Origin of the sequence: Streptomyces sp. NPDC085596 (assembly GCF_044541565.1) — a bacterium.
Lineage (GTDB): Bacteria > Actinomycetota > Actinomycetes > Streptomycetales > Streptomycetaceae > Streptomyces.
Map to the genome: position 1 here is coordinate 108,605 of NZ_JBITTC010000011.1, position 25,920 is coordinate 134,524.

The following is a 25,920-nucleotide window of genomic DNA, read 5'->3' on the forward strand; positions in this document are numbered from 1 at the left end:
GAAACCGGCAAGTTCCGCCGCGTTTGCGTTTGGGTCCGGGCCGCGGCCGGGAATGCGCCCGCACACACGGGCGAACGAGCCGCGCCCGCGTCACGGGTACGGGGGTGCTGGATGTCCGGGACGACCGCCGCCCCGACGCGGGCGGAACCGCGCCCCTTCCGTCAGTTCATCGTCAAGGCGCACGGCCGCTGCAACCTCGCCTGCCGCTACTGCTACCTCTACGAGGGACCCGACCGCACCTGGCGCGCCCGCCCCGCCACCGCCCCCGCAGAGGTACTCGACCGCACCGCCGACCGCATCGCCCGGCACGCCCGCGACCACGCCCTGACCGCGCTCTCCCTCGTCCTGCACGGCGGCGAACCCCTGCTGGCCGGAGCCGACACCCTGGCCGCGTTCACCGACACCGTCCGCGCCCGCGTGCCGGAGGACTGTGCCGTCCACGCCACCGTGCAGACCAACGCCACCCTGCTCACCCACGACCGGGTGGCCCTCCTCGCCCGGCACGGCATCCGCGTCGGCATCAGCCTCGACGGCGGGAGCGCCGCGCTCAACGCCCGCCGCGTCGACCACGCCGGCCGCCCCTCCTGGCCCGCCGCCGCGCGCGGCGCCCGCCTGGTCGCCGACCGCTTCCCCGAGGCGTACGCGGGCGTCCTCACCGTCGTCGACCCCACCACCGACCCCGTCGGGACCTACGAGTCGCTGCTCACGCTCCGCCCGCCCGCGATCGACCTGCTGCTGCCGCACGGCAACTGGTCAGCCCCGCCCCCGCATTGGGGCGAGGAGCGGTACGCCGACTGGCTGTGCCGGGTCTTCGACCGCTGGTGGTCGGCCGGGCGGCGCGAGACACGGGTGCGGCTCTTCGAGGAGTGTGTGGCCCTGCTGCTCGGCCTGCCCGCCGCCACCGAGTCGCTGGGCCTCGCCCCCTTCGACGCCGTCGTCATCGAGACCGACGGCTCCATCGAACAGGTCGACTCGCTGAAATCGGCGTACGACGGCGCCGCCGAGACCGGGCTCGACGTCTTCCGGCACGACTTCGACCAGGCCCTCGCCCACCCCGGCGTCGCCGCCCGGCAGGCCGGACTCGCGGGCCTCGCCGGGCGCTGCCGGGCCTGCCCGCTGGTCACGGTGTGCGGGGGCGGCCACTACGCCCACCGGTACCGCGCCGGACACGGCTTCCGTAACCCGTCGGTGTACTGCGCCGACCTCCAGCGCTTCATCCGGCACGTGGCCGCGCGGCTCGCCGAGGAAAGCAGGCGCCCGGCCACCGACGAAGGGGGCACCCCGTGACGGCTCCCGCGGCCCTGGACCGCGCCCTCGCCGAACTCAGCCGCACCGAGGGCGGCCCCGACACCCTCGCCCTCCTCGTCCGCGACCAGGACACCCGGCGCATGCTGCTGCTGCGCGCCGTCCTCGACGCCGCCGAGGCGGCCGGCCCCGCCGACTGCCCGCCCGCCGCCAAGCGGCGGCTGCGTGAGGACTGGGCCCTGCTGGCGGCGGCCGACCGCGCCACCGACGGCCCCCACTCACCCGCGCGGACCCGGCTCACCCACCCGCTCACCGGCCCCTGGGCCCGCCGCTGCCTGACCGCGCTGACCACCCCCGATGGCACCGGCACACACGAACTCCAGCTGGACCTCGCCTACTTCAGCGCCCTCGCGGTGGCCGCCGCCGCCCGCGCGGGCCTGCCCTTCACCACCGGACTCACCGCCCGCGACGGCGTACTCTGCCTGCCCTCCCTCGGCGCCCTGCGCTTGGCGCGGACGGGCGGCGCCGAGGTCGAGGTACGGCACAAGAACGGACGCCTGACCCTGCGCCGGCGCGGCGCCTTCGACGTCCACGTCCGGCTGGAGCAGGGCGTCGGCGCCTGGTCCGGCGCCCCCGCCTGGACCCCCGCCCACGCCCTGCCCGGCCTGCTGCCCGGCGCCGCCCCCGTACCGCTGGACGACCTCGACCCGTACCGCACCCCGCCCCGCGACCCCGGACGGTTCGCGTTCAGCGGGCCCGGCGGACCCGACCACGCCGAACGCAAACGCTGGCTGCAAGCCTGGTCCGGCACGGCTGCGGCGCTGCGCACCGGCGGCGAACAGCGGCTCACCGAGACCGTCGCCCTGCTGCGCTGCCTCGTCCCGCTCGCGCCCCCGCCCGGCGCCGACGGCCGGGGCAGCTCCAGCGGCACCCGCCGCGAGGCGTTCGGCGCGCTGCTCAGCACCACCCCCGCCACCCCGACCGCCTTCGCCGCGACCCTCGTCCACGAGATGCAGCACACCAAACTCGCCGCGCTCGGCGAGCTGGTGGAACTGCACCGGGCCGGACCCGAGGCCCGCTACTTCGCCCCCTGGCGCCCCGACCCCCGGCCCTACGACGGACTGCTGCACGGCACCTACGCGCATCTCGCGCTGGCCGGCCACTTCCAGCGCACCGCCCTCGCCGAACCCGCCCGCCGCGAGGCCGCCTGGGCCGAACACGCCCGCTACCACGCCCAGGTCGCCGCCGCCCTGCCCGCGCTGGTCGCCTCACCCGACCTCACCCCGGCCGGCCGCCGGTTCGTCGACGGCATGGCCGCCGCCCACGAACGGCTCTCCGCCCGCCCCGCACCACGAGGGCACACGGCGCGCGCGCAGGCGTACGTCAAGGCGGTGCGCACCCTGTGGGCGCAGCGACAGCCCCCCACGCCGCCGATCCCGAACAGGTGAAATGCCGACTTCGCACCCCCGGCTGCGCGAAGATCGGCGCAGCGCGGCGCTCGTTCCGGCGGTCGCCGGACTCTCCCCAGAGCCGCGTTGAGGTTCTAGGATTTCCTGTCTACGTGCTGGAGGCCGCCGCATGTCTGAAGCTCGTACGCCGGTCGGGTCGACGGCGCCGAACGGGAACGGCGCCGCGAGGCAGACCGTCACGATCAGCTTCGCCGGGTTCAACCGGGCCTGGGCGGCCTGGATCGGGGACCGGCTGGAGCGGCGCGGCCTCAGAGTGGTCTACCTGCGCTGGGACGCCCCGCCGGACCAGTCGCTCACCGACCTGCTGCGCGACCTCACCCTCGCCGAGGGCCGCACCCTGATCGTGGTCAGCGAGTGGTACTTCCAGCTCGGCCCGCGCGGCCACGACGAGTGGAACGCGGCCCTGCGCGAAGTGGTCGGCGCCGACCCGGGCCGGTTCGCCGCCGTCTCCGTCACCAACGCCTCCGTGCCCTCCGCCGTCGCCGCCCTCGCCCCCGTGGACCTCACCAACATGGGCGCCGACGAGGCCGAACGCCGCCTCATGGACCGCCTCGACCTGCCCTCCGACACCCGCCCGGACGACGACCCGGCCCGCCCCGCGCCCCGCTTCCCGGCCGCCATGCCCGACGTGTGGGGCGGTGTGCCGCGCCGCAACACCCGCTTCACCGGCCGCGAGCCGCTGCTCAACGACGCCTACCACCTGCTCCAGGGCAGCGAGCCCGGCGCGGGCGTCCTCACCCTGCACGGCATGTCCGGCGTCGGCAAGACCCAGCTGGCCGCCGAGTACGTCTACCGCTTCGGCTCCGAGTACGACGTGGTGTGGTGGGTCAACGCCGAGAAACGCGTCAGCTACCGCCGCCTCCTGGCCGAACTCGCCCCCAAACTCCAGCTGTCCACCGGCGCCGAGTACGGCGAGCGACTGCGCGCCGTCCGCGACGCGCTGCGCCGGGGCACCCCGTACTCCCGCTGGCTGCTGGTCCTGGACGGCGCCGACGAACCCGACCAGATCTGGGACCTCGTCCCCACCGGCCCCGGCCACGTCCTCATCACCTCCCGCAACCCCGAGTGGAGCGAGCACAACAGCAGGCTCCTCGAAGTCCCCGTCTACGACCGGGACGAGTCGGTCGCCTTCATCCGCCGCCGCGCGCCCCGGCTCAGCGAACCCGACGCCGACCAGCTCGCCCAGGCCCTCGAGGACCTGCCGCTGCTGCTCGACCAGACCGCGGGCTGGCTCAACGACTCCGACCTGTCGGTGGAGGAGTACATCGCCCTGCTGGACGGCGGGATCGACCAGGACGTGGTCAAGGTGTCCGCGGACTTCCCGCTCGCCTTCCAGACCGCCTGGTCGATACTGCTGAACAAGCTCCGCGAGACCGTCCCCGAATCCGTCGACCTGCTCCGGCTGTGCACCTTCTTCGCCCCCGGCTTCATCCCGGTCCGGCTACTGAAGGACATGAACCACGACGACCTGCCCGAACAGCTCGCCGGACTGCTGGACGACCCGCTGCTGTGGAACAAGGCCGTCAACCAGCTCCGCCAGTACTCCGTGGTCCGGCTGGAGTCGCACGAGGCCATGCTGGACGAGGTCGTCGCCTCCGGCGAGTCCGTCTATCTGCACCGGATGGTCCACCAGATCGTGCACAAGGACATGCCCGAGGCCGACCGGAAAGAGTTCATCGAGGTGGTCCGCCGCGCCCTGGCCGAAGCCGACCCCGGCCGCCCCACCGACACCCGCAACTGGGACGCGTACGCCGAGATCGTCCCGCACCTCAAATACGCCGACGTGCTGCGCAGCAAGGACCGCAAGGTGCAGGGGCTGGTGCTCAACTGCCTGCGGTACATGCTGTTCGCGGGGGAGTACACCGCGGGCGTCAACCTCGGCGGCCGCGCCCTGCGCTCCTGGCGCGCACTGCTCGGCGAGTCCCACCCCCGGGTGTGGGAGGTCACCTACCACTACGCCAACCTGCTCCGCTCGGCCGGCCGCTTCCAGGAGACCGAGGCCATCGACCGGGCCGCCCGCGAGCAACTCCGCGCCGAACGGGGCGAACACGACCTCGACCATCTGAGGATGGCCGGCGGACTCGCCGCCGACCTGCGCGAACTCGGCCAGTACGACGACGCCCTCGAACTCGACCAGTGGCTGTACCCCACCTACCGCGAGCTGTTCGGCGAGCACGACTCCCGCACCCTCAACGCCCAGAACAACCTCGGCTTCACCCTGCGCCTCCTCGGCCGCTACGAGCAGGCCCGCGGCTTCGACACCCGCACCCTGGAGGCCCGCCGCCAGCTGCTCAAGGGCCGCCACCCCTGGACCCTGTTCTCCGAGGTCTCCTACGCCGTCGACCTGCGCCTGCTGGGCCGCTACTCCGAGGCCGAGTCCATCCAGGCCAAGAACGTCCGCGAGTACCGCATCGTCATGGGCCCGGACAACCAGAACACCCTGCGCGCCGAGCACAACCTCGCCCTGTGCAAGCTGCGCGGCGGCGACCGGGCGGCGGCGGGCGGGCTGCTCACCCGCGTACTGGAAGGGCTGGAGCGCAAGCTCGGCGACACCCACACGCACACCCTGGCCGCCGCCGTCAGCCAGAGCTGCTTCGCCCGCGAGCACGGCGACATCGACCAGGCCCGCGAGGCCAGCGAATCCGTCCTCGCCCGCTACGAACTGCTGCTGCCCGAGGGCCACCCCTTCATCATCGGTGCCCGCGCCAACCACGCGCTGGTGCTGCGCAGCGTCGGCGAACGCGACCACGCCCACGTGCTGATCGAGGAGAGCCTCGCCGACATGTCCGCCGCGCTCGGCGAGACCCACCCCTACGCCCTGGGCTGCGCCGTCAACGCGGCCGCGCTGCGCAACCTCGTCGGGGACACCGAGTCCGCAGCCGACCTCAGCCAGATCACCATCCTGCGCGCCACCGACACCCTCGGCCGCACCCACCCCCTCACCCTGACCGCCCGCGTCGCCTACGCGGCCGACCTGCGCGCCCTGCGCGACCGCCAGCAGGCGGAGAAGGTCGAACAGGAGGCCCTGGCCGACCTCGCCGCCACCCTCGGCCCCCAGCACGTCCACACCATCTCCGCCCGCTCCCGCAACCGCCCCTACTGGGACTTCGAGCCGCAGGCCAGCTGAGAGCGGACAACGCGGAAGGGCCCGGCCCCCCGGATCAGATCCAGGGGGCCGGGCCCTTCAACGCTGCTCAGCGAGCGGAGGTCAGGCTTCGAAGACCTCGTTCACCAGCTGCTCCTGCTCCGCCTGGTGGCGCTTCGCGGAGCCCACCGCCGGGGACGAGCCGTGCGCGCGCGAGATGCGCCGCAGCCGCTCGCCCGCCGGGACGTCGGCACCGACGGCCAGGTCCAGGTGGTCGATCAGGTTGAGCGCGATGAACGGCCACGCACCCTGGTTCGCCGGCTCCTCCTGCACCCACAGGTACTTCTCGGCGTTCGGGTACTTGTTGACCTCGGCCTGGAGCTCCTCGCCCGGCAGCGGGTACAGCCGCTCGATGCGGATGATCGCCGTGTCCGTGGCGCCGCGCTTCTGCCGCCCGGCCTCCAGGTCGTAGTACACCTTGCCCGAGCAGAAGACGACCTTGCGGACCGCCGCCGGGTCGACCGTGCTGTCGCCGATGACCGGACGGAACTCGCCGGAGGTGAACTCCTCCGCCTTCGAGGCGGCCGCCTTCAGGCGCAGCATCGACTTCGGGGTGAAGACGATCAGCGGCTTGTGGTCCGGGTTGTGGACCTGCCACCGCAGCAGGTGGAAGTAGTTCGCCGGCGAGGTCGGCATGGCGACCGTCATGTTGTTCTGCGCGCAGAGCTGCAGGAACCGCTCCGGGCGGGCCGAGGAGTGGTCCGGGCCCTGGCCCTCGTAACCGTGCGGCAGGAGCAGGACCACACCGGAGGTCTGGTTCCACTTCTGCTCGGCCGAGGAGATGAACTCGTCCACGACCGTCTGCGCGCCGTTGACGAAGTCGCCGAACTGCGCCTCCCACATCACCAGCGCGTCCGGGCGGGCCAGCGAGTAGCCGTACTCGAAGCCCATCGCCGCGTACTCGGAGAGCAGGGAGTTGTAGACGTTCAGCCGCGCCTGGTCCTCGGAGAGGTACTGGAGCGGGGTGTACTCCTCGCCGGTCTCCCGGTCGATGAGCACCGCGTGGCGCTGGCCGAAGGTGCCGCGCTGGGAGTCCTGGCCCGCGAGACGGACCGGGGTGCCCTCCAGCAGCAGCGAACCGATGGCCAGGGTCTCGCCCATGCCCCAGTCGATCGTGCCGTCCTCCACCATCGCCGCCCGGCGCTGGAGCTGGGGCTGCAGCCGCGGGTGGACGGTGATGTTGTCCGGGACGTTGACCTGGGACTCCGCGATCCGCTTGACGACCTCCGCGGAGATCGCGGTCGGGACCGCCGCCGGGAAGCCGTCCTTCGGCGCCGGGGACTCGCCCTGCGCCGGCTGCGACGTGACCTCGCGGACCTCGGTGAAGACCTTCTCCAGCTGGCCCTGATAGTCCTGGAGCGCCTGCTCGGCCTCCTCCAGGGTGATGTCACCACGACCGATCAGGGACTCGGTGTACAGCTTGCGCACCGAGCGCTTCTTGTCGATCAGGTCGTACATCAGCGGCTGGGTGAAGGCCGGGTTGTCCGACTCGTTGTGACCGCGGCGGCGGTAGCAGATGAGGTCGATCACCACGTCCTTGTTGAACGCCTGACGGAACTCGAAGGCGAGCCGCGCGACGCGGACCACGGCCTCCGGGTCGTCGCCGTTCACGTGGAAGATCGGGGCCTCGATCATGCGGGCCACGTCCGTCGCGTACATGGAGGAACGCGAGGACTCGGGGGCCGCGGTGAAGCCGACCTGGTTGTTGATGACGATGTGGACCGTGCCGCCGGTGCGGTAGCCGCGCAGCTGCGACATGTTCAGGGTCTCGGCCACCACGCCCTGGCCCGCGAAGGCCGCGTCGCCGTGGATCGCCACCGGCAGCACGGTGAAGTCCGTGCCGCCCTTGTTGATGATGTCCTGCTTGGCGCGGGCGACGCCCTCCAGGACCGGGTCGACCGCCTCCAGGTGCGAGGGGTTGGCGACCAGGGAGACCGCGATCTGCTCGCCGTCCAGGCCGGTGAAGGTGCCCTCGGCGCCCAGGTGGTACTTCACGTCGCCGGAGCCGTGCATCGACTTCGGGTCGAGGTTGCCCTCGAACTCCCGGAAGATCTGCGCGTACGACTTGCCGACGATGTTGGCGAGGATGTTCAGCCGGCCGCGGTGGGCCATGCCGATGATGACCTCGTCCAGGCGCGACTCGGCGGCCGAGTCGATGACCGCGTCGAGCAGCGGGATGACGGACTCGCCGCCCTCCAGGGAGAACCGCTTCTGGCCGACGTACTTCGTCTGCAGGAAGGTCTCGAACGCCTCCGCCGCGTTCAGGCGGCGCAGGATGCGCAGCTGCTCCTCGCGCTCCGGCTTGGAGTGCGGGCGCTCGACGCGGTCCTGGATCCACTTGCGCTGCTTGGGGTCCTGGATGTGCATGAACTCGATGCCGATGGTGCGGCAGTACGAGTCACGCAGCACGCCCAGGATGTCGCGCAGCTTCATCAGGGACTTGCCGGCGAAGCCGCCGACGGCGAACTCGCGCTCCAGGTCCCACAGGGTGAGCCCGTGCTCGGTGATGTCCAGGTCGGGGTGCTTGCGCTGCTGGTACTCCAGCGGGTCGGTGTCGGCCATGACGTGGCCGCGGACCCGGTAGGAGTGGATCAGCTCGAAGACGCGGGCGGCCTTGGTGACGTCGTCGTCGTGGGAGGCGTCGATGTCCTTGAGCCAGCGGACCGGCTCGTAGGGGATGCGCAGCGCCTCGAAGATGTCGTCGTAGAAGCCGTTCTCACCGAGGAGAAGGTTGGCGACCTGGCGCAGGAACTCGCCGGAGGCGGCGCCCTGGATGGTCCGGTGGTCGTAGGTCGACGTGAGCGTCATGACCTTGGAGACACCGAGCTTGTTCAGGGTGTCCTGGCTGGTGCCCTGGAACTCCGCCGGGTAGTCCATGGAGCCGACGCCCATGATCACCGACTGGCCGGGCATCAGGCGCGGCACGGAGTGCACGGTGCCGAGGCCGCCGGGGTTGGTCAGGGAGACCGTGACACCGGTGAAGTCGTCCATCGTGAGCTTGCCCTCGCGGGCGCGGCGGACGATGTCCTCGTAGGCCTGCCAGAACTCGAAGAAGTTCAGCGTCTCGGCCTTCTTGATGGCCGCGACGACCAGCTGGCGGTCGCCGTTGGGCTTCACCAGGTCGATGGCCAGACCGAGGTTGACGTGCGGCGGCTTGACCAGGGTCGGCTTGCCGTCCTTCTCGCCGAACGACCAGTTCATCGGCGGCATGGCCTTGATGGCCTGCACCATGGCGAACCCGATGAGGTGCGTGAAGGAGATCTTCCCGCCGCGGGCCCGCTTGAGGTGGTTGTTGATGACGATGCGGTTGTCGAACAGCAGCTTCACCGGGACCGCGCGGACCGAGGTGGCGGTCGGCAGCTCCAGCGAGGCGTTCATGTTCTTCACCACGGCGGCGGCCGGACCACGCAGCGTGACCAGCTCGGGACCCTCGGGGGCCTCCGTGGCGGGCGCTGCGGCGGCCTTCGGCTTCGCGGCCGGCTGGGCCGGCTTCGCCGGGGCCTGGGCGGCCGGAGCCGCCTTCGCCGCGGGTGCCTGGGCCGGAGCCTGGGCGGGCGCTGCGGCGGGCTTGGCAGCCGGAGCCTGGGCCTGGGCGGGCGCGGCCGGAGCCGGCGCGGCCTGGGCCGGTGGAGCGGTGGGGGTGGTGGGGGTGGTGCCCGCGGCCCCCGCGGCCGCGGTACCCGCCGGAGCCGGGGCGGCGGGCGCCCCCGGCTTGTAGTCGGCGAAGAAGTCCCACCAGGCACGGTCTACCGAATTCGGGTCCTGGAGGTACTGCTGATAGATCTCATCGACGAGCCACTCGTTCGGGCCGAAGGCCGCGGCGGGGTTCTTCCCGGCTTGGTCGTCGGTGGAGACGTTCGAGTTACTGGGGGACTGTGGCGACACGGCGGCAACCGCCCTCTTCCGCTTCACAAGGTGATGGACAGCGGGAATAAAGGCTACGCCTCCCTGAGCGGGAAGGTCAGGTCGGGCCCGTTCATCGTCGCGTAAGTCACATCGGGAACCGCGTTTCGGGCCGTGAAATGGCGGGAAACAAGCGGGGTTCCGCATGTGGGCGAAGGGCTGAGGGTGCGGCGGAGCGGGGCCGTGAGCGTCATCGCTCGGCGCATCGCGCGGGCCCGTCCCTGATCACACGCGTCCGGCTGCGCGAACGTCCGTGGATCTTGATCTTCCGAGCTGAACCCTACGTCAACTCGGAGCGTCAACTCGACGCCGGAACAGCTCCTGGAAGGGTGACGATGATCCGGCATCCGCGCTCGGATTCGGCCACACCGATCCGGCCGCCGTGCAGATCCACCGCCCAACGGGCGATGGCCAGCCCCAGACCGGTGCCGCCGTCGCTGCCCGGACCGTGCGGGCGGGTCACCTGGCCCCGGTTGAACCGCTCGAACACGCGGTGCCACTCCGACCGGGGGATGCCCGGACCCTCGTCCAGCACCTCCAGCTCCAGCGACTCCGGACGCGACCCGCGCCGGGCCCGCACCGTCACCCGGCCGTGCGGCGGGCTGTGCTTGACCGCGTTGTCTATGAGGTTCGCCACGACCTGGTGGATGCGCTCGGGATCGGCGTGCGCGGTCAGCTCCGGCGGGGACACGTCCAGGTGCAGATGCACGTCGGTACGGGTGTGGCTGCCGGAGCCGGAGGCGAGTCCGGCGCGCGCCGAGGCGACCATGTTGGCCTCCTTGAGCACCCCGGACAGATACGGCCACACCTCGAAGCGGCGGGCCTTCAGCGGGACCACGCCGTTGTCGAGGCGGGAGAGGTCGAGCAGGGTCTCCACCAGCCGGCCAAGACGGTCGGTCTGGCGCAGCGCGGTGCGCATGGTCTCGGGGTCGGCCTCGGTGACGCCGTCGACGATGTTCTCCAGCACCGCGCGCAGCCCCGCGATGGGGGTGCGCAGCTCGTGCGAGACGTTCGCCACCAGCTCCTTGCGCTGGAGGTCCTGTGCCTCCAGCTCGTCCGCCATGACGTTGATCGTCACGGCCAGGTCGCCGAGTTCGTCGCGGCGGCCCTCGCTCACCCGGCGCGTGTAGTCGCCGTGCGAGATGGAGCGGGCCACCGCGTTCATCTCGTCCAGCGGCGCGGTGAGCGAGTGGGCCACGAACTGGGTGATCAGCAGCGTGGCGATCATCGAGAAGACCGTGATGAAGCGCAGTTCGGTCTTGGTGTGCACCGCGATCATGGAGAGACCGGTGGTGATCAGCACCGAGATGACGACCAGCGCGCCCAGCTTGGTCTTGATCGAGAACGGGCGTACACCGCCCCAGGGTCCGCCCCCGGCGCGCCGGCGCCCCGCTTCCCGTCCCAGACTCACGGCGTCGGCGTCTCCAGCGCGTAACCGACCCCGTGCACCGTGCGGATGCGCTCGGCGCCGATCTTCCGGCGCAGCGCCTTGATGTGACTGTCCACGGTCCGGGTGCCGGAGGCGTCCGCCCAGTCCCACACCTCGGCCAGCAGCTGCTCCCGGGAGAGCACCGCGCGCGGGGTGTTGGCCAGGCACACCAGCAGGTCGAACTCGGTGGGCGTCAGGTGCACGTCGTCGGACTTCACCCGCACCCGGCGCTGGGCGTGGTCGATCTCCAGCTCGCCGAGGCGGAGTATGCCGGAGCGGGGGGTGGTCGCGGCGAGCGCGGCGCGCTCCATGCGGCGCAGCAGGACGTGCACGCGCGCGGCCAGCTCCCGCATGGAGAACGGCTTGGTCATGTAGTCGTCGGCGCCGACCCCGAGACCCACCAGCATGTCGGTCTCGTCGTCGCGCGCGGTGAGCATCATCACCGGCACCGGGCGGGACGCCTGCACGCGGCGGCAGACCTCCAGGCCGTCGAAGCCGGGCAGCATGATGTCGAGGATCAGCAGGTCGGGCTGCCACGCCTCGGCCGTGTCGACCGCCGACGGACCGTCACCGGCGGTCTGCACGAGGAATCCCTCGGCGCGGAGCCGGGCCGCGACAGCGTCGACGATCGTGGGGTCGTCCTCGACGACCAGGACCCGGCGCTGCGCGCCCTGAGACGTCGTCGCCGCGCTGGTCTGGGAGGTGTGTGTCTGCTCCATCGCCCGCCCCTGTTGCTTTCCGGAATCCGTGGGGTGATCCCATGACTGCGATTGACGCTTGAATGATCCGCGTCACGCTGCACATTACGGGGACACGCCGGGCCGTCGCTATCCAGGTCGGACGGCGAGATGGACCACGTCGGGAACGCCACGGGCAACGGGGACCTCTTCGGTACGCACCTGTCGGAACCCGGCATTCCGCAAGGTTCCTTCAAATTCCGGAGAGGGCTGCGCGGACCAGGTGGCCAGTACCCCGCCAGGTCTCAACACCCTTGCGCACGCGGCGAGTCCGCGTGGTGTGTACAGGCTCTCGTTGCCCTCCGTGACGGTCCAGCCGGGGCCGTTGTCGATGTCGAGGCACAGCGCGTCGAACGTGTCCGATGTCTCATTGACGTAAGCGACGAGATCCGCCTCCACGACGCGCGTACGCGGGTCGGCCAGCGCCCCGGCGGAGATCGGGGCCAGCGGGCCGCCGCGGTGCCAGTCGATGACGGCGGGCTCGCGCTCGATCACGGTGATCCGTCCCCAGCGGGGGTCGGCGGCCGCGTGCGCCAGGGAGAAGCCCACGCCGAGCCCGCCGATCAGCACCTCCGGAGCCGGGCGGTCGTCCAGCGCGTCCCGCGCCGCGTCCACGAGCAGCCGCTCCGAGCGTCCGTCGGAAGTGTCCATCAGGAAACACCCGTTGGCGATGATCTGGAGCAACTCCCCGCTCCGGCGCAGCACCACCTCTCCGTACGGTCCCTCGCGCCGGTCCAAGACCACGGGGTCCACGGGTCTGTCGTGCGTGGCAGTCATGCCGACATCCTGCCCCGCTCGCCGCGGAAGTCTTCGTTCGCCCAGAGCGAACGATGTTCGGGGAACATTCAACGGCTGCTGAGCATTGAGTCAGTGTTGCTCAAGTTGACTGCCATAGGGGAGATCATGGCTGATGAGTCCACAGCGTTCACGCTCGTTCTGCCCGTGCTGCCGCTCGACGACGAGGTCGTGCTGCCCGGCATGGTCGTTCCGCTGGATCTGAGCGACGCCGAGGTGCGGGCCGCCGTGGAGGCCGCCCAGGCCGCCGCGCGTGCGGAGTCCGGCAAGCCGAAGGTGCTGCTGGTCCCGCGCATCGACGGCACTTACGCGAAGACCGGTGTGCTGGGCACCGTCGAGCAGGTCGGCAGACTCGCCGACGGCGACCCCGGCGCCCTGGTCAAGGGGCGCGACCGGGTCCGCATCGGCGCGGGCACGACCGGCCCCGGCGCCGCCCTGTGGGTCGAGGGCACCCGTGTCGAGGAGTCCGTGCCCGACCCCCTGCCCGGCCAGGTGACCGACCTGGTCAAGGAGTACAAGGCGCTGGCCACCACCTGGCTGCGCAAACGCGGCGCCTGGCAGGTCGTGGACCGGGTCCAGGCCATCGACGACGTCTCCGCGCTCGCCGACAACTCCGGTTACTCGCCCTTCCTCACCACCGACCAGAAGACCGAGCTGCTGGAGACCACCGACCCGGTGGCCCGCCTGAAGCTCGCCACCCAGCAGCTCCGCGACCACCTCGCCGAGCAGGACGTGGCCGAGACCATCGCCAAGGACGTCCAGGAGGGCGTCGACAAGCAGCAGCGCGAGTTCCTGCTGCGGCGCCAGCTGGAAGCGGTCCGCAAGGAACTGCGCGAGCTGAACGGCGACGGCCCGGACGCGGCCGAGGAGTCCGACGACTACCGCGCCCGCGTGGAGTCCGCCGACCTGCCCGAGCACGTCCGCGAGGCCGCGCTCAAGGAAGTGGAGAAGCTGGAGCGCTCCTCCGACCAGTCGCCCGAGGGCTCCTGGATTCGCACCTGGCTGGACACCGTCCTGGAGTTGCCGTGGAACGAGCGGACCGAGGACACCTACGACATCCAGGGCGCCAAGGAGATCCTGGACGCCGAGCACGCCGGTCTGGACGACGTGAAGGCGCGCATCACCGAGTACCTCGCGGTGCGCAAGCGGCGCGGTGAGCGCGGCCTCGGTGTGATCGGCGGGCGGCGCGGCGGTGCCGTGCTCGCGCTGGTCGGCCCGCCCGGCGTCGGCAAGACCAGCCTCGGTGAGTCCGTGGCGCACGCGATGGGGCGGAAGTTCGTCCGGGTCGCCCTCGGCGGCGTCCGCGACGAGGCGGAGATCCGGGGCCACCGGCGCACCTACGTCGGCGCGCTGCCCGGCCGTATCGTCCGCGCGGTCAAGGAGGCCGGGTCGATGAACCCGGTCGTGCTGCTGGACGAGATCGACAAGGTCGGCTCGGACTTCCGGGGCGACCCGGCCGCCGCCCTGCTCGAAGTGCTGGACCCGGCGCAGAACCACACCTTCCGCGACCACTACCTGGAGGTCGAACTCGACCTGTCCGACGTGGTCTTCCTCGCCACCGCCAATGTGCTGGAGGCGATCCCGGAGGCGCTGGCCGACCGGATGGAGATCGTCCGGCTGGACGGCTACACCGAGGACGAGAAGGTCGTCATCGCCCGCGACCACCTGCTCCCGCGCCAGCTGGAGCGGGCCGGCCTGACCGGCGACGAGGTCACGCTGGAGGAGGGCGCGCTGCGCAGGCTCGCCGGGGAGTACACCCGCGAGGCGGGCGTGCGCACCCTGGAGCGGACCGTGGCACGGCTGCTGCGCAAGGTCGCGGCCCAGCACGAACTGGGCGAGCGGGAGCTGCCGTTCACCGTCCGCGAGGAGGATCTGCGCGGCCTGGTCGGGCGTCCGCACCACGTGCCCGAGTCCGCGCAGGACCCGGCCGAGCGCCGTACCGCCGTACCCGGCGTGGCGACCGGGCTCGCGGTCACCGGGGCGGGCGGCGACGTGCTGTACGTCGAGGCGTCGCTCGCCGACCCGGAGACGGGCGCGGCGGGGCTGGCCCTGACCGGGCAGCTCGGTGACGTGATGAAGGAGTCGGCGCAGATCGCGCTGAGCTTCCTGCGCAGCCGGGGCGCCGAACTGGAGCTGCCGGTGGCCGACCTGAAGGACCGGGGTGTGCACATCCACTTCCCGGCCGGCGCGGTCCCGAAGGACGGGCCGAGCGCGGGCATCACCATGACGACCGCGCTGGCCTCCCTGCTCTCCGGACGGCTGGTCCGCACGGACGTGGCGATGACCGGTGAGGTCTCGCTGACCGGGCGGGTGCTGCCGATCGGCGGGCTGAAGCAGAAGCTGCTCGCCGCGCACCGCGCCGGGGTGACCACCGTGATCATCCCCAAGCGCAACGAGGCCGACCTGGACGACGTCCCGGCCGAGGTGCTGGAGAAGCTCGACGTGCACGCGGTGACCGATGTCCGCCAGGTGCTGGAGCTGGCCCTCGCGCCCGCCACCGTGGCGGAGGTCCCGGTCGCGGCCTGAACAGGGCGAAGGCCCGAGTCCCCCATGCGAGGGGGGCTCGGGCCTTTCGCGTACGTACGTCCTTATCCGTTGGCCAGGGCCTGCACCCGGTCCAGGGCGCCGTTGAACCGGTCGTGGTCGCCGACCGTCGGGCCGGAGGAGGTGTACTGCCACATCGTGTGGAAGCCCCAGCCCGCGGGCAGCGTGCCCGGCGCGGTGGCGTACCGGGCGATCCACAGCGGGTTGACCGCGCCGAAGGCGGCGCTGTTGCCCGTGCACTGGGTCCACCAGCTCGTCGCCGTGTAGATCACCGCGTCCCGGCCGGTGCGCGCCCGGTAGGTGTTCAGGAAGTCCGCGATCCAGTTGGTCATCGCGGCGCCGGCCATGCCGTAACAGGCGTCGCCGTACGGGTTCCACTCGATGTCGAGCACGCCGGGCAGCGTCCGGCCGTCACGCGACCAGCCGCCGCCGTGGTCCACGAAGTAGTTGGCCTGCACCGCGCCGCTCGTGGTGTCCGGGGTGGCGAAGTGGTACGCGCCCCGGATCATGCCCACGTTGTAGGAGCCGTTGTACTGCTGGGCGAAGGACGGGTTGGTGTAGTAGGTGCCCTCCGTGGCCTTCGTGTAGGCCCAGCGGACGCCGCTGTTCCACAGCGTGGCCCAGTCGACGTTGCCCTGGTGGCCGGAGACGTCGACGCCCTCGGTCTGGGCGGCGCGGGTGCCCGCCGGGGCACCGGAGCGGCCGTCGTGGGAGAGGACGCCCATGCCGAGGTAGGCGTCGCCGCGGTGGGGCGCGGCCTGGGCGGGAGCGGCGGAGAGGACCAGGGAGAGCGCGCCGAGCAGGGCCGTGAGCAGCACGGCGAGCGTGCGCGGGCGGGCGGGGCCGGGTCTGTGCACGGGCATGGCGTGGCCTTTCGGGAGGGAAGGTGGGGGACCTGAAATGACCGACGAGCCTGTTTGCGTGGGCCCGCCGCGAGGGGGCCCGTCCAAGAAGCTACGCACGTAGATACGGGGGTGGGAAGAGGGTCCGGATGCCGCCGTTGGTCTACGCCTGCGAAATACTGACCGAGCTGCGGCGATGACGGGGTCCGGCAGAAAATTTCAGACGCGAAACCGGGCAGGGGTACTGAGGTGCACGAGGACGGGAACAACGGTACGGGCGGTGGCGCCGCACCCGTGGCGCCGCGCTGTGTCGACCAGGAATTCCTGGCGCTGGAGCGCGAACTGACGGTGCTGCTGCGGCGGGCGCGGGCCAACCAGGGCGAGATGGCCCGCGAGGTCCACCCCGACCTGGAGCCCGCCGCGTACGGCCTGCTCATCCGGCTCGACGAGCAGGGCGCCCAGCGGGCCACCGACCTGGCCGCCTACATCGGCGTCGGCAAGGCCACCATGTCCCGCCAGCTGCGCGCCCTGGAGGAGCTGGGTCTGATCGCCCGCGAGCCCGATCCGGCCGACGGCCGCGCCTGGCTGGTCACCCTCACCGACGAGGGCCGGGGCCGGGTGGGCCAGGTCAGGGAGGCCCGCCGCGCCCGCTACGTCAGCCAGCTCGCCCACTGGGATCGCCGTGAGGTAGCCGAACTCGCCCGGCTGCTGCACGAGTTGAACGGCATCGCGGAGAAGTAGCCGCTTTTCTCGGGGCCCTCGCAGCGCTCTCACAGCGGGGGCCCTCACAGCGGGGCCCTCACAGCGGGGGCCCTCACAGCTCCACGTGGACGGCCGTCGCGTCGTCGTGCGTCTTGCTGCGGCCCAGGAACGCCCGCTCCTCGCTGTCCGCCGACTCCAGCTCCCGCACCCGGTCCACCAGGGCGCGGGTGCCCTCCTTGGCGACCAGGTCGAACAGGGCCGTCCAGTCGCCCTCGTGGAACTTCTCCGTCCAGCGGGCCGCGCCGTCCGTCAGCGCCACCAGTGAGCGCACCTGGCCGCGCGGCACCGTGCCGGTGACCGCGCGCCGGGCCACCGAGGGGTCGGCGGCGGCCGTGAAGAAGCCGCCCTCCTTGTTGCGCAGCTCGGCGTCCACCCGTTCCGCGCTCGCCAGCGCCGTACGCGGCAGCCGGTCCAGCCGGTCGTCCAGTACCGGGGTCACCGTGCCGTCCGGGGCGCGCAGCAGCAGCGCGGAGTCCGAGAGCACCAGGTACTCGACCGTCTGTGCCGACCAGCGGACCAGCACCACCGTCGCCTGGGGCGTACGCGGGTGAGAAAGGTCACAGGTGATCAGATGGGCCTCGGATGTTTGGCGGATCGCCCGGCTGAGAATCTCCGCCAGCGTCAGATCTCGGTGGGAAACGGTCAGTTCGGTCAGCGCGCCGCCCAGCCGGGCGGTGAACCAGGGCACCGGGTGGGAGCAGCCCGGCGGGTGCGGGGGCGGTGTCACTCCGTCCAGCAAGATCACGCAACCGCCCTGACCGCAGGCGGGTAGTCCGACACCCGCGAAGTCCTCGTTGGGCCGGTCGGCGCCGCCGGGTTCCGAGACGAGATCAGTGCGCATCCCGCCAGTCTGCACGAACCCTTCACGAGGCGGGGCAACGGCCGGAGTGTGCGCCCTCCTTGGCGCGACCGAGCGGCTCGGGCGCCGGAATTGGCGGCAAATGGCATGGTCCGGGAATGCGTGGCGGCGAATATTGCCAAAGCCTGCCCCCCGCGTCCAACCGGCCCGCCGTGCAAGGGTGCCCGGCGCGCCGTCACGACTTGCCCGCCAACTCCCCTCCGATGTTCACTCCTTCGGGTGGCGGGTCAGGTGATGCGCGGCCACTGCCCACCGGCGCTGGGAGGGTCGGGAACCACGAACCGGGTGTACGCACCACTTGGCACCGAGACGACGGGGCGCCGCCCGGCCCTTCCGTAGACGAGTTCAGGATTGCGAGCACCGGTGCAGAAGAAGCGGCCTCGGCGCACAGGCAGGCAGACGGCCCCCCAGGGGACCGAACAGACCCCCGTGGGCGCTGGACGTCCCACCCATGTGCGCAACCGGCTGATCGTCGCCGTGGCCGTGGTGGCCGCCGCCATAGCCGGAGCAGGCGCCCCCGCCCTGCTCACCGCCTCAGGGGACCTCCATGAGTCCCAGGAGCTGGTGACCCGGGCGGAGGAGACCCAGGACGCCCTCGCGCTCGCCCACTCGCTGGCCGACGAACGCGACGAGGTCACCTCCTATGTCGCCGCCGGACGCCCGAAGACCAAGGCGCCCTCCGAGCAGCGCGGCACCCGCGTCGACCGCCAGGTCGAGGACCTGCGCGCGGACACCGACCTGCCGGCCCGGCTGCGTACCGCGCTGGACGGCATCGCCACCGTCCGCCGCACCGCCCTGACCGGCAAGTCCGACGCGCTGCGTACCCACCAGGCGTACTCGGCCACCATCACCGAACTGCACCGGCTCGCCGAGGAACTGGCCGAGCGGACGCCCCCGCGCGCCGGCTCCGGCGCCTACGCGCTCGCCGAACTGGACTCCGCCGTCCAGCAGTCCGCCGCCGCGCGCGGCCTGCTGCTGGCCGCGCTCAGCGTCCCCTCCACGCCCCGCACCGTGATCAGCCCCGTCACCGGGCTGCCCGTCACCACCAGCGGCAGCACCGAGGCCGACACCGCCCGCCGCGACGCGCTCACCGCCGCCGCCCAGCGGGCCCGGCTGCGCGCCGACGCCGGTCTCGCCACCTTCCGCGAGACCGCGCCCAAGGAGGCCGTCACCTCCTACGACTCCACGGTCACCGGCCCGGAGGTCAACTCCGCCGACAAGTACCTGGACTTCCTCACCGCCCAGCCCGCCTTCGGCGACCGGCAGCTCGCCGTCAGCGCCAAGAAGCTGGACGCCGCGCTCTCCGCCCGCGTCGACCTGATGCGCGGCGCCGAGTCCGCTCTCTACGAGCGCCAGGGGCAGAAGCTGGCCACCCTCCGGGACGACGACGTCACCGGTCTTGAGATCCGTATCGCGGTGCTCGGCGCCCTGATGCTGGTCACCGTCGGCATCGCCACCGCCATGGCGCGCACCCTGACCCGGCCGCTGTCCGTGCTGCGCCGGGGCTCGGCCCGCCTGGCCGGCGCCGAGGACCTCGCCGGGCAGGAGCCGATCGCCTTCACCGGCCGCAACGACGAGTTCGCCCAGGTCGTCCGCTCCGTCAATGCCCTGCACGCGCACGCCGTCACCCTGCACGAGCGGGTCGCCACCCTGGAGGCCGACCGCAAGCACCTGGTCGGCCAGCGGCAGAAGATGGCCGACGCCCGCGAGGCGCTGCGTACCGAACTCTCCGACTCCAGCGCCCAGTTGGAGCGGCTGCGGGAGAGCATCGGCGGCACCTTCGTCAATCTCGCGCTGCGCACCCTCGGCCTGGTCGAGCGCCAGCTCTCCGTCATCGAGGGGCTGGAGGAGCGCGAGCAGGACCCCGAGCGGCTGGCCACCCTGTTCAAGCTGGACCACTTCGCCACGGTCATGCGCCGGCACAGCGAGAACCTCCTGGTCCTCTCCGGCACCGAGCACATCCAGCCCGCCCACGGGCCGGTCCCGCTGGTCGACGTGGTCCGCGCGGCCGTCAGCGAGATCGAGCGGTACGAACGGGTCCGTATCGCCGCCCTGCCCCCGCACGCCCATGTGGTCGGCTTCGCCGCCGACGACCTCTCCCACCTGCTGGCCGAACTGATGGAGAACGCCAGCTCGTTCTCCCCGCCGGACCTGCCCGTCGAGGTCTCCGCCTGGCTGCTGGAGTCCGGCGAGGTCATGCTGTCGGTGCAGGACGAGGGCATCGGCATGGCCGCCGAGCGCATGGAGCGGCTCAACGGCCGCCTCGCCGACTTCGACCCGGAGTCGCCGTACGAGCAGGAGGGCGAGGACGGACTCGGCCTCGGGCTGTACGTCGTCGCCCGGCTCGCCCACCGGCACGGCATCCGGGTGCAGCTGCGCGAGCAGAAGCAGGGCGGGGTCGCCGCCGTCGTCGTGCTGCCGCAGTCGTTGCTCGCCGAGACCCCCGTCGGCGCGGTCCCGCACCACGCCACCCGCACGGCCGCCACCCAGAGCTTCTCGCTGCCCGGCGCCGACGCCGAAGCCAACTCCAACGTGCTGCGCGGCCGTCTCAAGGGCACCGACCCGCTCGTCGCCCTCGCCGAGAAGGCCGTACTGGAGAGCGGCGAGGCGGTGATCCCGAGGCAGGCCACCCGCGAACTGCCGCCCGAGACGGTGCCCGACAAGGTGCCCGAGGCGCTGCCGGAGTCGGCCCCCGAGACCACGATGGAGCTGCTGCTCCCGCCGGCCGCCCCCGCCGACGGGGACGCGGCCGTCACCCCCGAGCCCGTCACCCCCGAGCCCGTCACCCCCGAGCCCGTCACCCCCGAGCCCGTCACCCCCGAGCCCGCCGCCCCCCTCCCCGCCGAGGCCACGCACGACCGCGCCCCGGACGAGACGGAGGAGGAGCTGACGAGTAAGGGTCTGCCCAAGCGCACCCCGAAGATCACCGCTCCCGAGGCCCCGCCCCGCCCGCGCGCCACCGGTGTGGACGCCGAGGCCCTGCGCCGCAGGCTCGGCGGCTTCCGCCAGGGGGCACAGGCCGGTTACCGGGACGTGGAAGCGGAGATCGCCGAGCACACGGCGCAGAACCAGCGGCCCACCACCAGCGAAAACGCCGAAGAATCCACGGGGGGCCACGCCGAGGAGGCAAGCAGTTGACCACGCCCAGTACCTACGGACTGAGCAGTGAAGCCCGCAACCTGCATTGGCTGCTGACCAACCTGGTCGAGGAAGTACCCGGTATCCAGTCGGTCGCGGTCGTCTCCTCCGACGGCCTGCTCCTGCTGTCGTCCGACCCCAGCCGTACCGAGGCGGAGCGGCAGAACCGGCCGGTGACCAAGGGCCCGCGAGGCTCCGCCGCCGACCTGGCCACCATCGTCTCCGGCATCGGCAGCCTCACCGTGGGCGCCGCCAAGCTGATGGACTCCGGCTCGGTCAAGCACACCATGGTCGCCATGGACGAGGGCAGCCTCTTCGTCATGTCGATCAGCGACGGCTCGCTGCTCGGTGTGCACGGCTCCGCCGAGTGCGACATGAGCGTGATCGCGTACCACATGGCGCTCTTCGTCGGCCGGGCCGGACATGTGCTGACCCCGGAACTCCGCAGCGAACTGCGGAAATCCATGGAGTCCGAGCCGAGCGGGAGCAGCCGATGAGCACCATCGTCAGGAAGACGCAGCTCCCCTCGCGCGGCAGCGACCGCAAGGCCGCCCGCGTGCGCCCCTACTCGCTCACCGGCGGCCGCACCCGCTTCGGCCACGTCCTCCTGGTGGAGACGTTCGTGGCCACCACCGCGGCGCTCGACGCCCCGGAGGAGCGCAGGGAACTGGCGAACGGCACCGCTCCGCGTGTGATGCCGGAGATGGTCGCCATCGTCGAACTGTGCCGCCGTATGCGCACGGTGGCCGAGATCGCCGCGCTGCTGAGAATGCCGCTCGGCGTGGTCCGGGTGCTCCTCAGCGACCTCGCGGACCAGGGAAAGATCCGTGTTTACGGCACCGGAACCGGTCACGGCACCGGCCGTCCGGACCGCGCGCTGCTGGAAAGGGTGCTGAGTGGACTCCGCCGTCTCTGACGTGACCGCCCCCGTCGGGAACGCTCCTCTCGTCGACGGCGTGGCCGAGCCCGTCGAGGAACTGAAGTCCTGGCAGCAGGACCGCAGCCGGGCACCCGTCGCCACGAAGATCGTGGTGGCGGGCGGGTTCGGCGTCGGCAAGACCACCCTGGTCACCGCGGTCTCGGAGATCACCCCGCTCCAGACCGAGGCGCTGATGACCCAGGCGAGCGAGGAGACCGACGACCTCACCGCCACGCCGGGCAAGACCTCCACGACCGTGGCCATGGACTTCGGCCGCATCACGCTCGACGACGACCTGGTGCTCTACCTGTTTGGCACGCCGGGCCAGCAGCGGTTCTGGTTCATGTGGGACGACCTGGTGCGCGGCGCGATAGGCGCCGTGGTCCTGGCCGACACCCGGCGGCTCAAGGACTGCTTCCCGGCGCTGGACTACTTCGAGAGCTGTGGCCTGCCGTACGTGGTCGCGGTCAACCACTTCGACGGCAGCGAGATGTTCGGGCCGGAGGACGTGCGGGAGGCACTGACCATACCCGCCCACATCCCTGTCATGATCATGGATGCGCGGCGCCGGATCTCAGCGATCGAGACCCTCCTGGCCCTGGTGGGCCACGCGCTCGACGTAACCCCCGAGTAGTCCCCAGCCCCTCGTAGGAGACACCCCCGCATGCGGAAGATACTCGTCGTCGGAGCCGGCCAGTCCGGTCTCCAGCTCGCCCTCGGCCTCCAGTCGCACGGCTACGAGGTCACCCTGATGTCCAACCGGACGGCGGACGAGATCCGTTCCGGCCGGGTCATGTCGACACAGTGCATGTTCGACACGGCGCTCCAGCACGAGCGTGACCTCCAGCTGAACTTCTGGGAGTCCCAGGCCCCGAAGATCGAGGGGCTCGGCGTCTCGGTCGCCGCCCCCGGCTCCTTCGACCCGGGCCCCTCCCAGCGGGCCATCGACTGGGTCGGCAAGCTGGACGGGTACGCGCAGTCGGTGGACCAGCGGGTGAAGATGGCCGGCTGGATGGAGACCTTCGCCCAGCGCGGCGGCCAGCTGGTCATCCACGGCGCGGCCGTCGGCGACCTCGACTACTTCTCCCGCACCTACGACCTCGTGCTGGTCTCGGCCGGCAAGGGCGAGCTGGTGTCGATGTTCGGCCGCGACCCGGAGCGCTCCCCGTACACCGAGCCGCAGCGCGCGCTCGCGGTGGCGTACGTGCACGGGCTGGGTCCGCGTCCGGAGCACCCGGAGTTCGACGCGGTCCGCTGCAACCTGGTGCCCGGCGTCGGCGAGATGTTCGTGATGCCCACCCTGACCACCTCGGGCCGCGCGGACATCCTGTTCTGGGAGGGCATACCCGGTGGCCCGCTCGACGTGTTCAACGGCGTCAAGGACCCCACCGAGCACCTCTCCCTGACCCTGGAACTCATGGAGAAGTTCCTGCCCTGGGAGTACGCGCGCGCCACCAAGGTCGAACTGACCGACGCCGGCGGCACTCTCGCGGGCCGCTACGCGCCGACCGTGCGCAACCCCGTCGGCCGGCTGCCCGGCGGCGGCCTGGTCCTCGGTGTGGCCGACGTGGTCGTGGCCAACGACCCGATCACCGGCCAGGGTTCCAACTCGGCGTCCAAGTGCGCCGCCGCCTACCTCGACTCCATCCTGGAGCACGGCGAGCAGCCCTTCGACGAGGAGTGGATGCGGGCCACCTTCGACCGCTACTGGGCCACCGCCCAGCACGTCACCAAGTGGACCAACGCCATGCTGGCCCCGCCGCCGGAGCACATCCTCAACCTCATCGGCGCCGCCGGCCAGCTCCAGCCGGTCGCCGACCGCTTCGCCAACGGCTTCAACGACCCCGCCGACTTCGAGAACTTCTTCTACGACCCCGCGAAGACGGAGGCGTACGTGGGCTCGGTCGCCGCCGGAGCCTGACGCGCGCCGACACCCCGACGATCCTCCGGCCCCGTGCCCGCCTGCTACAGGCGGCGCGGGGCCGCGTCGGGTCGTACGGCGCCCAGGACCGGGTTGGCCGCCAGGGGGGAGATCTTGACGTTCTCGCCGGTGCGGGGGGCCTGGACCACCTTGCCGTCGCCGAGATAGAGGGCGACGTGGGTGGCTTCGGGGAAGTAGATGACGAGGTCGCCGGGGCGCAGGGTGTTGAGGGGGACGTGGGGGAGGCGGGCCCACTGTTCCTGGCTGGTGCGGGGGATCGGGGTGCCCGCGCGGGCCCAGGCGCGTGAGGTCAGGCCCGAGCAGTCGAAGGAGGCGGGGCCCGTCGCGCCCCAGAGGTAGGGCTTGCCGATCTGGTCCAGGGCGTAGCGGACCGCCTGGCCGCCCTCCGCCGAGGCGGGCCGGTCGTCGTCCCCGAGGGTGCCGGCCTCGGTGAGGCGCCGCTGTGCCTCGGCCACGCCGTCCTGCTCCAGCCGGGACACCTCGCCCTGCTGCTCCGGGGTGAGCGAGGCGAGGAGACGTTCCACCTCGGACAGGCGCTTCGTCACGTCGTCGCGCTGCTTCTTCTGCCGCGCGGCCAGGGTGAGCTGGGTGTCCAGGGCCTTGCGGGCCGACCTGGCCAGGGCGTCCGCGCGCTTCTCGGCGCCGGTCAGCCGGTCCAGGGTGGCGGCACGGTCGGTGGCGACGCGGCCGATGACATGGCCCTCGTCGAGCGCCTGCTGCGGGTCGTCGGCGAGGAGCAGACGGACGTAGACGGAGAAGCCCGAGTTGTTCTGGTACTGCTGGCGGGCGAGCCGTCCGGCCTCACCCCGGCTGCCCTGCAACGCCAGCTTGGCTTGCGCCAGTTCACCGTCCAGCCGCTTCACCTCGGACCGCTGCGCGGTCAGCTTCTCCGCGGTGGCGTTGTAGGTCTCGGTGGCCTGTTCGGTCTGCCGGTACAGCCGCTGAAGGTCCGTCAGCAGCTCGGCCACCGGCCGCTGCGGCTCCGGCGCGGCCACCGCGGACACGGGCGCGAGCGCGACCTGGGCCGCCATCGCGGCCGTACAGGCCAGGCGCAGCAAGGTTCCTGACACGACATCACCTCCGGTGCGAGGAGCGGCGGACGTCCCGCCCACTCCCTACCGCGAGCTTCTGCCGCGTCCCGCCGGGTCCGCCAGCCGAACGTGCGCGGACCGGCGCAACCTTGTCACCCGGTCGGGTCGTCCGGCTTGCCGTGCGGCGTGTTGTCCCGCCTCGGCCGGGACCAGGGCCAGCGGAGCCGGTCGGCGTCGCCCAGGCCCTCGGGGTCGTGCACGTACTTCCACCCCCGCACCAGCCCCAGCCTCTTGGTGTGCCCGCGCGGAGTGCGCCGGTAGACCAGCACGGTGGGCGGGCCGCCGGCCGCGTCGGGGACGGGGATGCGGTACGTCTTCGGGGGGTGGCCGGTCGGGCCGAGCAGCACGGGCAGCACCCGGCCGTCCATCGGGCCGCCCTCGAAGGGGGTGTCCTGACTCTTCACGCCCTCAGTGTCGGTCATCCCCGCTGATCGCGGCGACGACGGCCGCCGTCTGCGGGTCGCGCCCGGCGGTCACCACCAGTACGGCAATGAACTGCTCGACCAGCCAGTCCCGCAGCTCGTCCCGGGGCGGCTGCTTGCCGTCGTCCAGCCAGATCAGCGACGACGCCTCGACCGCCGCGATCCACATCCGCACCGTCATCCGCAGCCGGGGCCCCGGCTCGGCCACCCCGAGGTGGCTGAAGAGATGCTCGGCGGCGGTCCGGCGCACCTCGTCCACGATGGCCGTCGTCCGGGAGGTGCCCACCACGCTGCCGCCCTGGAGCAGCGCGCTGAACCCGGTGTCGTGCTCGTCCACGAAGGCCAGATAGCGGTCCAGGGCGCGCCCGAGCCGGGGTGTCAGCGGCCCCTGCCGGGGCTCGTCGAAGCAGAGCCGCAGCGCCTCGGCGGCCGACTTCAGCGCGGCCTCGTACAGCTGCTGCTTGCCGCCGGGGAAGTAGCGGTAGACCAGTGGGCGGGAGACCCCGGCCGCCTCCGCCACGTCGTCCAGCGACACGTCCTCGGGCGCGCGGTGCGCGAAGAGGGACAGCGCCGAGTCCAGAAGCTGGCTGCGGCGCTGCTCCACACTGAGGCGTCGGTAGGCGGGGGTGGCGGCCTGCGGGGTCATGCCTGGCAGCGTAATCGCTCCCTCCCCGGCCG

General features: G+C 72.1%; 19 protein-coding genes. 10 read left to right on the forward strand and 9 right to left on the reverse strand.

Going from position 1 to position 25,920, the window contains the following annotated elements:
• The first annotated feature begins 111 nt into the window (after nucleotides 1-111).
• The 3 genes from ACIGA3_RS27430 to fxsT all read left to right on the forward strand — a co-directional run bounded on the left by ACIGA3_RS27430 (nucleotide 112) and on the right by fxsT (nucleotide 5,841).
• Entirely contained in the window at nucleotides 112-1,287 is a 1,176-nt protein-coding gene (locus tag ACIGA3_RS27430; protein WP_399720766.1) for an FxsB family cyclophane-forming radical SAM/SPASM peptide maturase, read from the forward strand.
• The gene (locus tag ACIGA3_RS27435; RefSeq protein ID WP_399720769.1) at nucleotides 1,284-2,693 is read left to right on the forward strand and encodes an aKG-HExxH-type peptide beta-hydroxylase; all 1,410 of its coding nucleotides are present in this window, start codon (nucleotides 1,284-1,286) and stop codon (nucleotides 2,691-2,693) included. The genes ACIGA3_RS27430 and ACIGA3_RS27435 overlap by 4 nt, the downstream gene beginning before the upstream one ends.
• Before the next feature lie 130 nt (nucleotides 2,694-2,823).
• On the forward strand, nucleotides 2,824-5,841 hold the full coding sequence (fxsT, locus tag ACIGA3_RS27440) for an FxSxx-COOH system tetratricopeptide repeat protein (RefSeq protein WP_399720772.1): 3,018 nt from the start codon (nucleotides 2,824-2,826) through the stop codon (nucleotides 5,839-5,841).
• Nucleotides 5,842-5,922: 81 nt separating this feature from the next.
• Here fxsT and ACIGA3_RS27445 read toward each other — a convergent pair whose 3' ends face one another.
• The 4 genes from ACIGA3_RS27445 to ACIGA3_RS27460 form a co-directional block, all read right to left on the reverse strand.
• Complete coding sequence (locus ACIGA3_RS27445; RefSeq protein ID WP_399720775.1) at nucleotides 5,923-9,744, reverse strand: multifunctional oxoglutarate decarboxylase/oxoglutarate dehydrogenase thiamine pyrophosphate-binding subunit/dihydrolipoyllysine-residue succinyltransferase subunit; 3,822 nt, start codon at nucleotides 9,742-9,744, stop codon at nucleotides 5,923-5,925.
• Nucleotides 9,745-10,060: 316 nt separating this feature from the next.
• Nucleotides 10,061-11,173 (reverse strand): ATP-binding protein, encoded by a 1,113-nt coding sequence (locus ACIGA3_RS27450; protein WP_399720777.1) that lies wholly within the window; start codon nucleotides 11,171-11,173, stop codon nucleotides 10,061-10,063.
• A complete protein-coding gene (locus ACIGA3_RS27455; RefSeq protein WP_399720779.1) occupies nucleotides 11,170-11,910 on the reverse strand; it encodes a response regulator transcription factor in 741 nt (246 codons plus the stop codon). The genes ACIGA3_RS27450 and ACIGA3_RS27455 overlap by 4 nt, the downstream gene beginning before the upstream one ends.
• A gap of 108 nt (nucleotides 11,911-12,018) precedes the next feature.
• Nucleotides 12,019-12,705: a spermidine synthase gene (locus tag ACIGA3_RS27460; protein WP_399720781.1), complete on the reverse strand. Its 687-nt coding sequence runs from the start codon at nucleotides 12,703-12,705 to the stop codon at nucleotides 12,019-12,021.
• A 126-nt stretch (nucleotides 12,706-12,831) separates the two neighbouring features.
• On the opposite strand from ACIGA3_RS27460, the gene lon reads away from it, so the two are divergent.
• Nucleotides 12,832-15,249, forward strand: a complete 2,418-nt coding sequence (lon, locus tag ACIGA3_RS27465; protein ID WP_399720783.1) for an endopeptidase La — start codon at nucleotides 12,832-12,834, stop codon at nucleotides 15,247-15,249.
• A gap of 62 nt (nucleotides 15,250-15,311) precedes the next feature.
• Here the strand turns inward: lon and ACIGA3_RS27470 are convergent, their stop codons facing one another.
• Nucleotides 15,312-16,130: a lysozyme gene (locus ACIGA3_RS27470; protein ID WP_399720785.1), complete on the reverse strand. Its 819-nt coding sequence runs from the start codon at nucleotides 16,128-16,130 to the stop codon at nucleotides 15,312-15,314.
• 228 nt (nucleotides 16,131-16,358) lie between these two features.
• Here ACIGA3_RS27470 and ACIGA3_RS27475 point away from each other — a divergent pair, with 228 nt between their 5' ends.
• Nucleotides 16,359-16,850 carry a MarR family winged helix-turn-helix transcriptional regulator gene (locus ACIGA3_RS27475; protein ID WP_399720787.1) on the forward strand — a complete coding sequence of 164 codons (492 nt, stop codon included), beginning with the start codon at nucleotides 16,359-16,361 and terminating at the stop codon, nucleotides 16,848-16,850.
• 73 nt (nucleotides 16,851-16,923) lie between these two features.
• Here the strand turns inward: ACIGA3_RS27475 and ACIGA3_RS27480 are convergent, their stop codons facing one another.
• Nucleotides 16,924-17,712, reverse strand: a complete 789-nt coding sequence (locus ACIGA3_RS27480; protein ID WP_399720789.1) for a protein phosphatase 2C domain-containing protein — start codon at nucleotides 17,710-17,712, stop codon at nucleotides 16,924-16,926.
• A 381-nt stretch (nucleotides 17,713-18,093) separates the two neighbouring features.
• Between ACIGA3_RS27480 and ACIGA3_RS27485 the strand changes: the two genes are divergently transcribed.
• The 5 genes from ACIGA3_RS27485 to ACIGA3_RS27505 are packed head-to-tail and all read left to right on the forward strand — an operon-like array spanning nucleotide 18,094 to nucleotide 23,708.
• Entirely contained in the window at nucleotides 18,094-20,868 is a 2,775-nt protein-coding gene (locus tag ACIGA3_RS27485) for a nitrate- and nitrite sensing domain-containing protein (RefSeq protein WP_399720791.1), read from the forward strand.
• Nucleotides 20,865-21,365: a roadblock/LC7 domain-containing protein gene (locus tag ACIGA3_RS27490; protein WP_399720793.1), complete on the forward strand. Its 501-nt coding sequence runs from the start codon at nucleotides 20,865-20,867 to the stop codon at nucleotides 21,363-21,365. The genes ACIGA3_RS27485 and ACIGA3_RS27490 overlap by 4 nt, the downstream gene beginning before the upstream one ends.
• A complete protein-coding gene (locus ACIGA3_RS27495) occupies nucleotides 21,362-21,784 on the forward strand; it encodes a DUF742 domain-containing protein (RefSeq protein WP_399720795.1) in 423 nt (140 codons plus the stop codon). Before ACIGA3_RS27490 ends, ACIGA3_RS27495 begins: the two co-directional genes overlap by 4 nt.
• Nucleotides 21,765-22,421: a GTP-binding protein gene (locus tag ACIGA3_RS27500; RefSeq protein ID WP_399720797.1), complete on the forward strand. Its 657-nt coding sequence runs from the start codon at nucleotides 21,765-21,767 to the stop codon at nucleotides 22,419-22,421. Before ACIGA3_RS27495 ends, ACIGA3_RS27500 begins: the two co-directional genes overlap by 20 nt.
• A 30-nt stretch (nucleotides 22,422-22,451) precedes the next feature.
• Nucleotides 22,452-23,708: a styrene monooxygenase/indole monooxygenase family protein gene (locus tag ACIGA3_RS27505; protein ID WP_399720799.1), complete on the forward strand. Its 1,257-nt coding sequence runs from the start codon at nucleotides 22,452-22,454 to the stop codon at nucleotides 23,706-23,708.
• 44 nt (nucleotides 23,709-23,752) lie between these two features.
• Here ACIGA3_RS27505 and ACIGA3_RS27510 read toward each other — a convergent pair whose 3' ends face one another.
• The 3 genes from ACIGA3_RS27510 to ACIGA3_RS27520 form a co-directional block, all read right to left on the reverse strand.
• Nucleotides 23,753-24,799 (reverse strand): NlpC/P60 family protein, encoded by a 1,047-nt coding sequence (locus ACIGA3_RS27510; protein ID WP_399720801.1) that lies wholly within the window; start codon nucleotides 24,797-24,799, stop codon nucleotides 23,753-23,755.
• Between the two features lie 113 nt (nucleotides 24,800-24,912).
• The gene (locus ACIGA3_RS27515; RefSeq protein ID WP_135789774.1) at nucleotides 24,913-25,224 is read right to left on the reverse strand and encodes a hypothetical protein; all 312 of its coding nucleotides are present in this window, start codon (nucleotides 25,222-25,224) and stop codon (nucleotides 24,913-24,915) included.
• A 4-nt stretch (nucleotides 25,225-25,228) separates the two neighbouring features.
• Nucleotides 25,229-25,888, reverse strand: a complete 660-nt coding sequence (locus ACIGA3_RS27520; RefSeq protein WP_399720802.1) for a TetR/AcrR family transcriptional regulator — start codon at nucleotides 25,886-25,888, stop codon at nucleotides 25,229-25,231.
• Between the last annotated feature and the right edge of the window lie 32 nt (nucleotides 25,889-25,920).

What these genes read in the sequence shown, in the direction of transcription:
- ACIGA3_RS27430 (WP_399720766.1), top strand. Translation starts at nt 112, where the DNA reads ATGTCCGGGACGACCGCCGCCCCGACGCGGGCGGAACCGCGCCCCTTC.
- fxsT (WP_399720772.1), top strand. Translation starts at nt 2,824, where the DNA reads ATGTCTGAAGCTCGTACGCCGGTCGGGTCGACGGCGCCGAACGGGAAC.
- ACIGA3_RS27455 (WP_399720779.1), bottom strand. Translation starts at nt 11,910, where the DNA reads ATGGAGCAGACACACACCTCCCAGACCAGCGCGGCGACGACGTCTCAG.
- ACIGA3_RS27460 (WP_399720781.1), bottom strand. Translation starts at nt 12,705, where the DNA reads ATGACTGCCACGCACGACAGACCCGTGGACCCCGTGGTCTTGGACCGG.
- lon (WP_399720783.1), top strand. Translation starts at nt 12,832, where the DNA reads ATGGCTGATGAGTCCACAGCGTTCACGCTCGTTCTGCCCGTGCTGCCG.
- ACIGA3_RS27470 (WP_399720785.1), bottom strand. Translation starts at nt 16,130, where the DNA reads ATGCCCGTGCACAGACCCGGCCCCGCCCGCCCGCGCACGCTCGCCGTG.
- ACIGA3_RS27480 (WP_399720789.1), bottom strand. Translation starts at nt 17,712, where the DNA reads ATGCGCACTGATCTCGTCTCGGAACCCGGCGGCGCCGACCGGCCCAAC.
- ACIGA3_RS27495 (WP_399720795.1), top strand. Translation starts at nt 21,362, where the DNA reads ATGAGCACCATCGTCAGGAAGACGCAGCTCCCCTCGCGCGGCAGCGAC.
- ACIGA3_RS27505 (WP_399720799.1), top strand. Translation starts at nt 22,452, where the DNA reads ATGCGGAAGATACTCGTCGTCGGAGCCGGCCAGTCCGGTCTCCAGCTC.
- ACIGA3_RS27520 (WP_399720802.1), bottom strand. Translation starts at nt 25,888, where the DNA reads ATGACCCCGCAGGCCGCCACCCCCGCCTACCGACGCCTCAGTGTGGAG.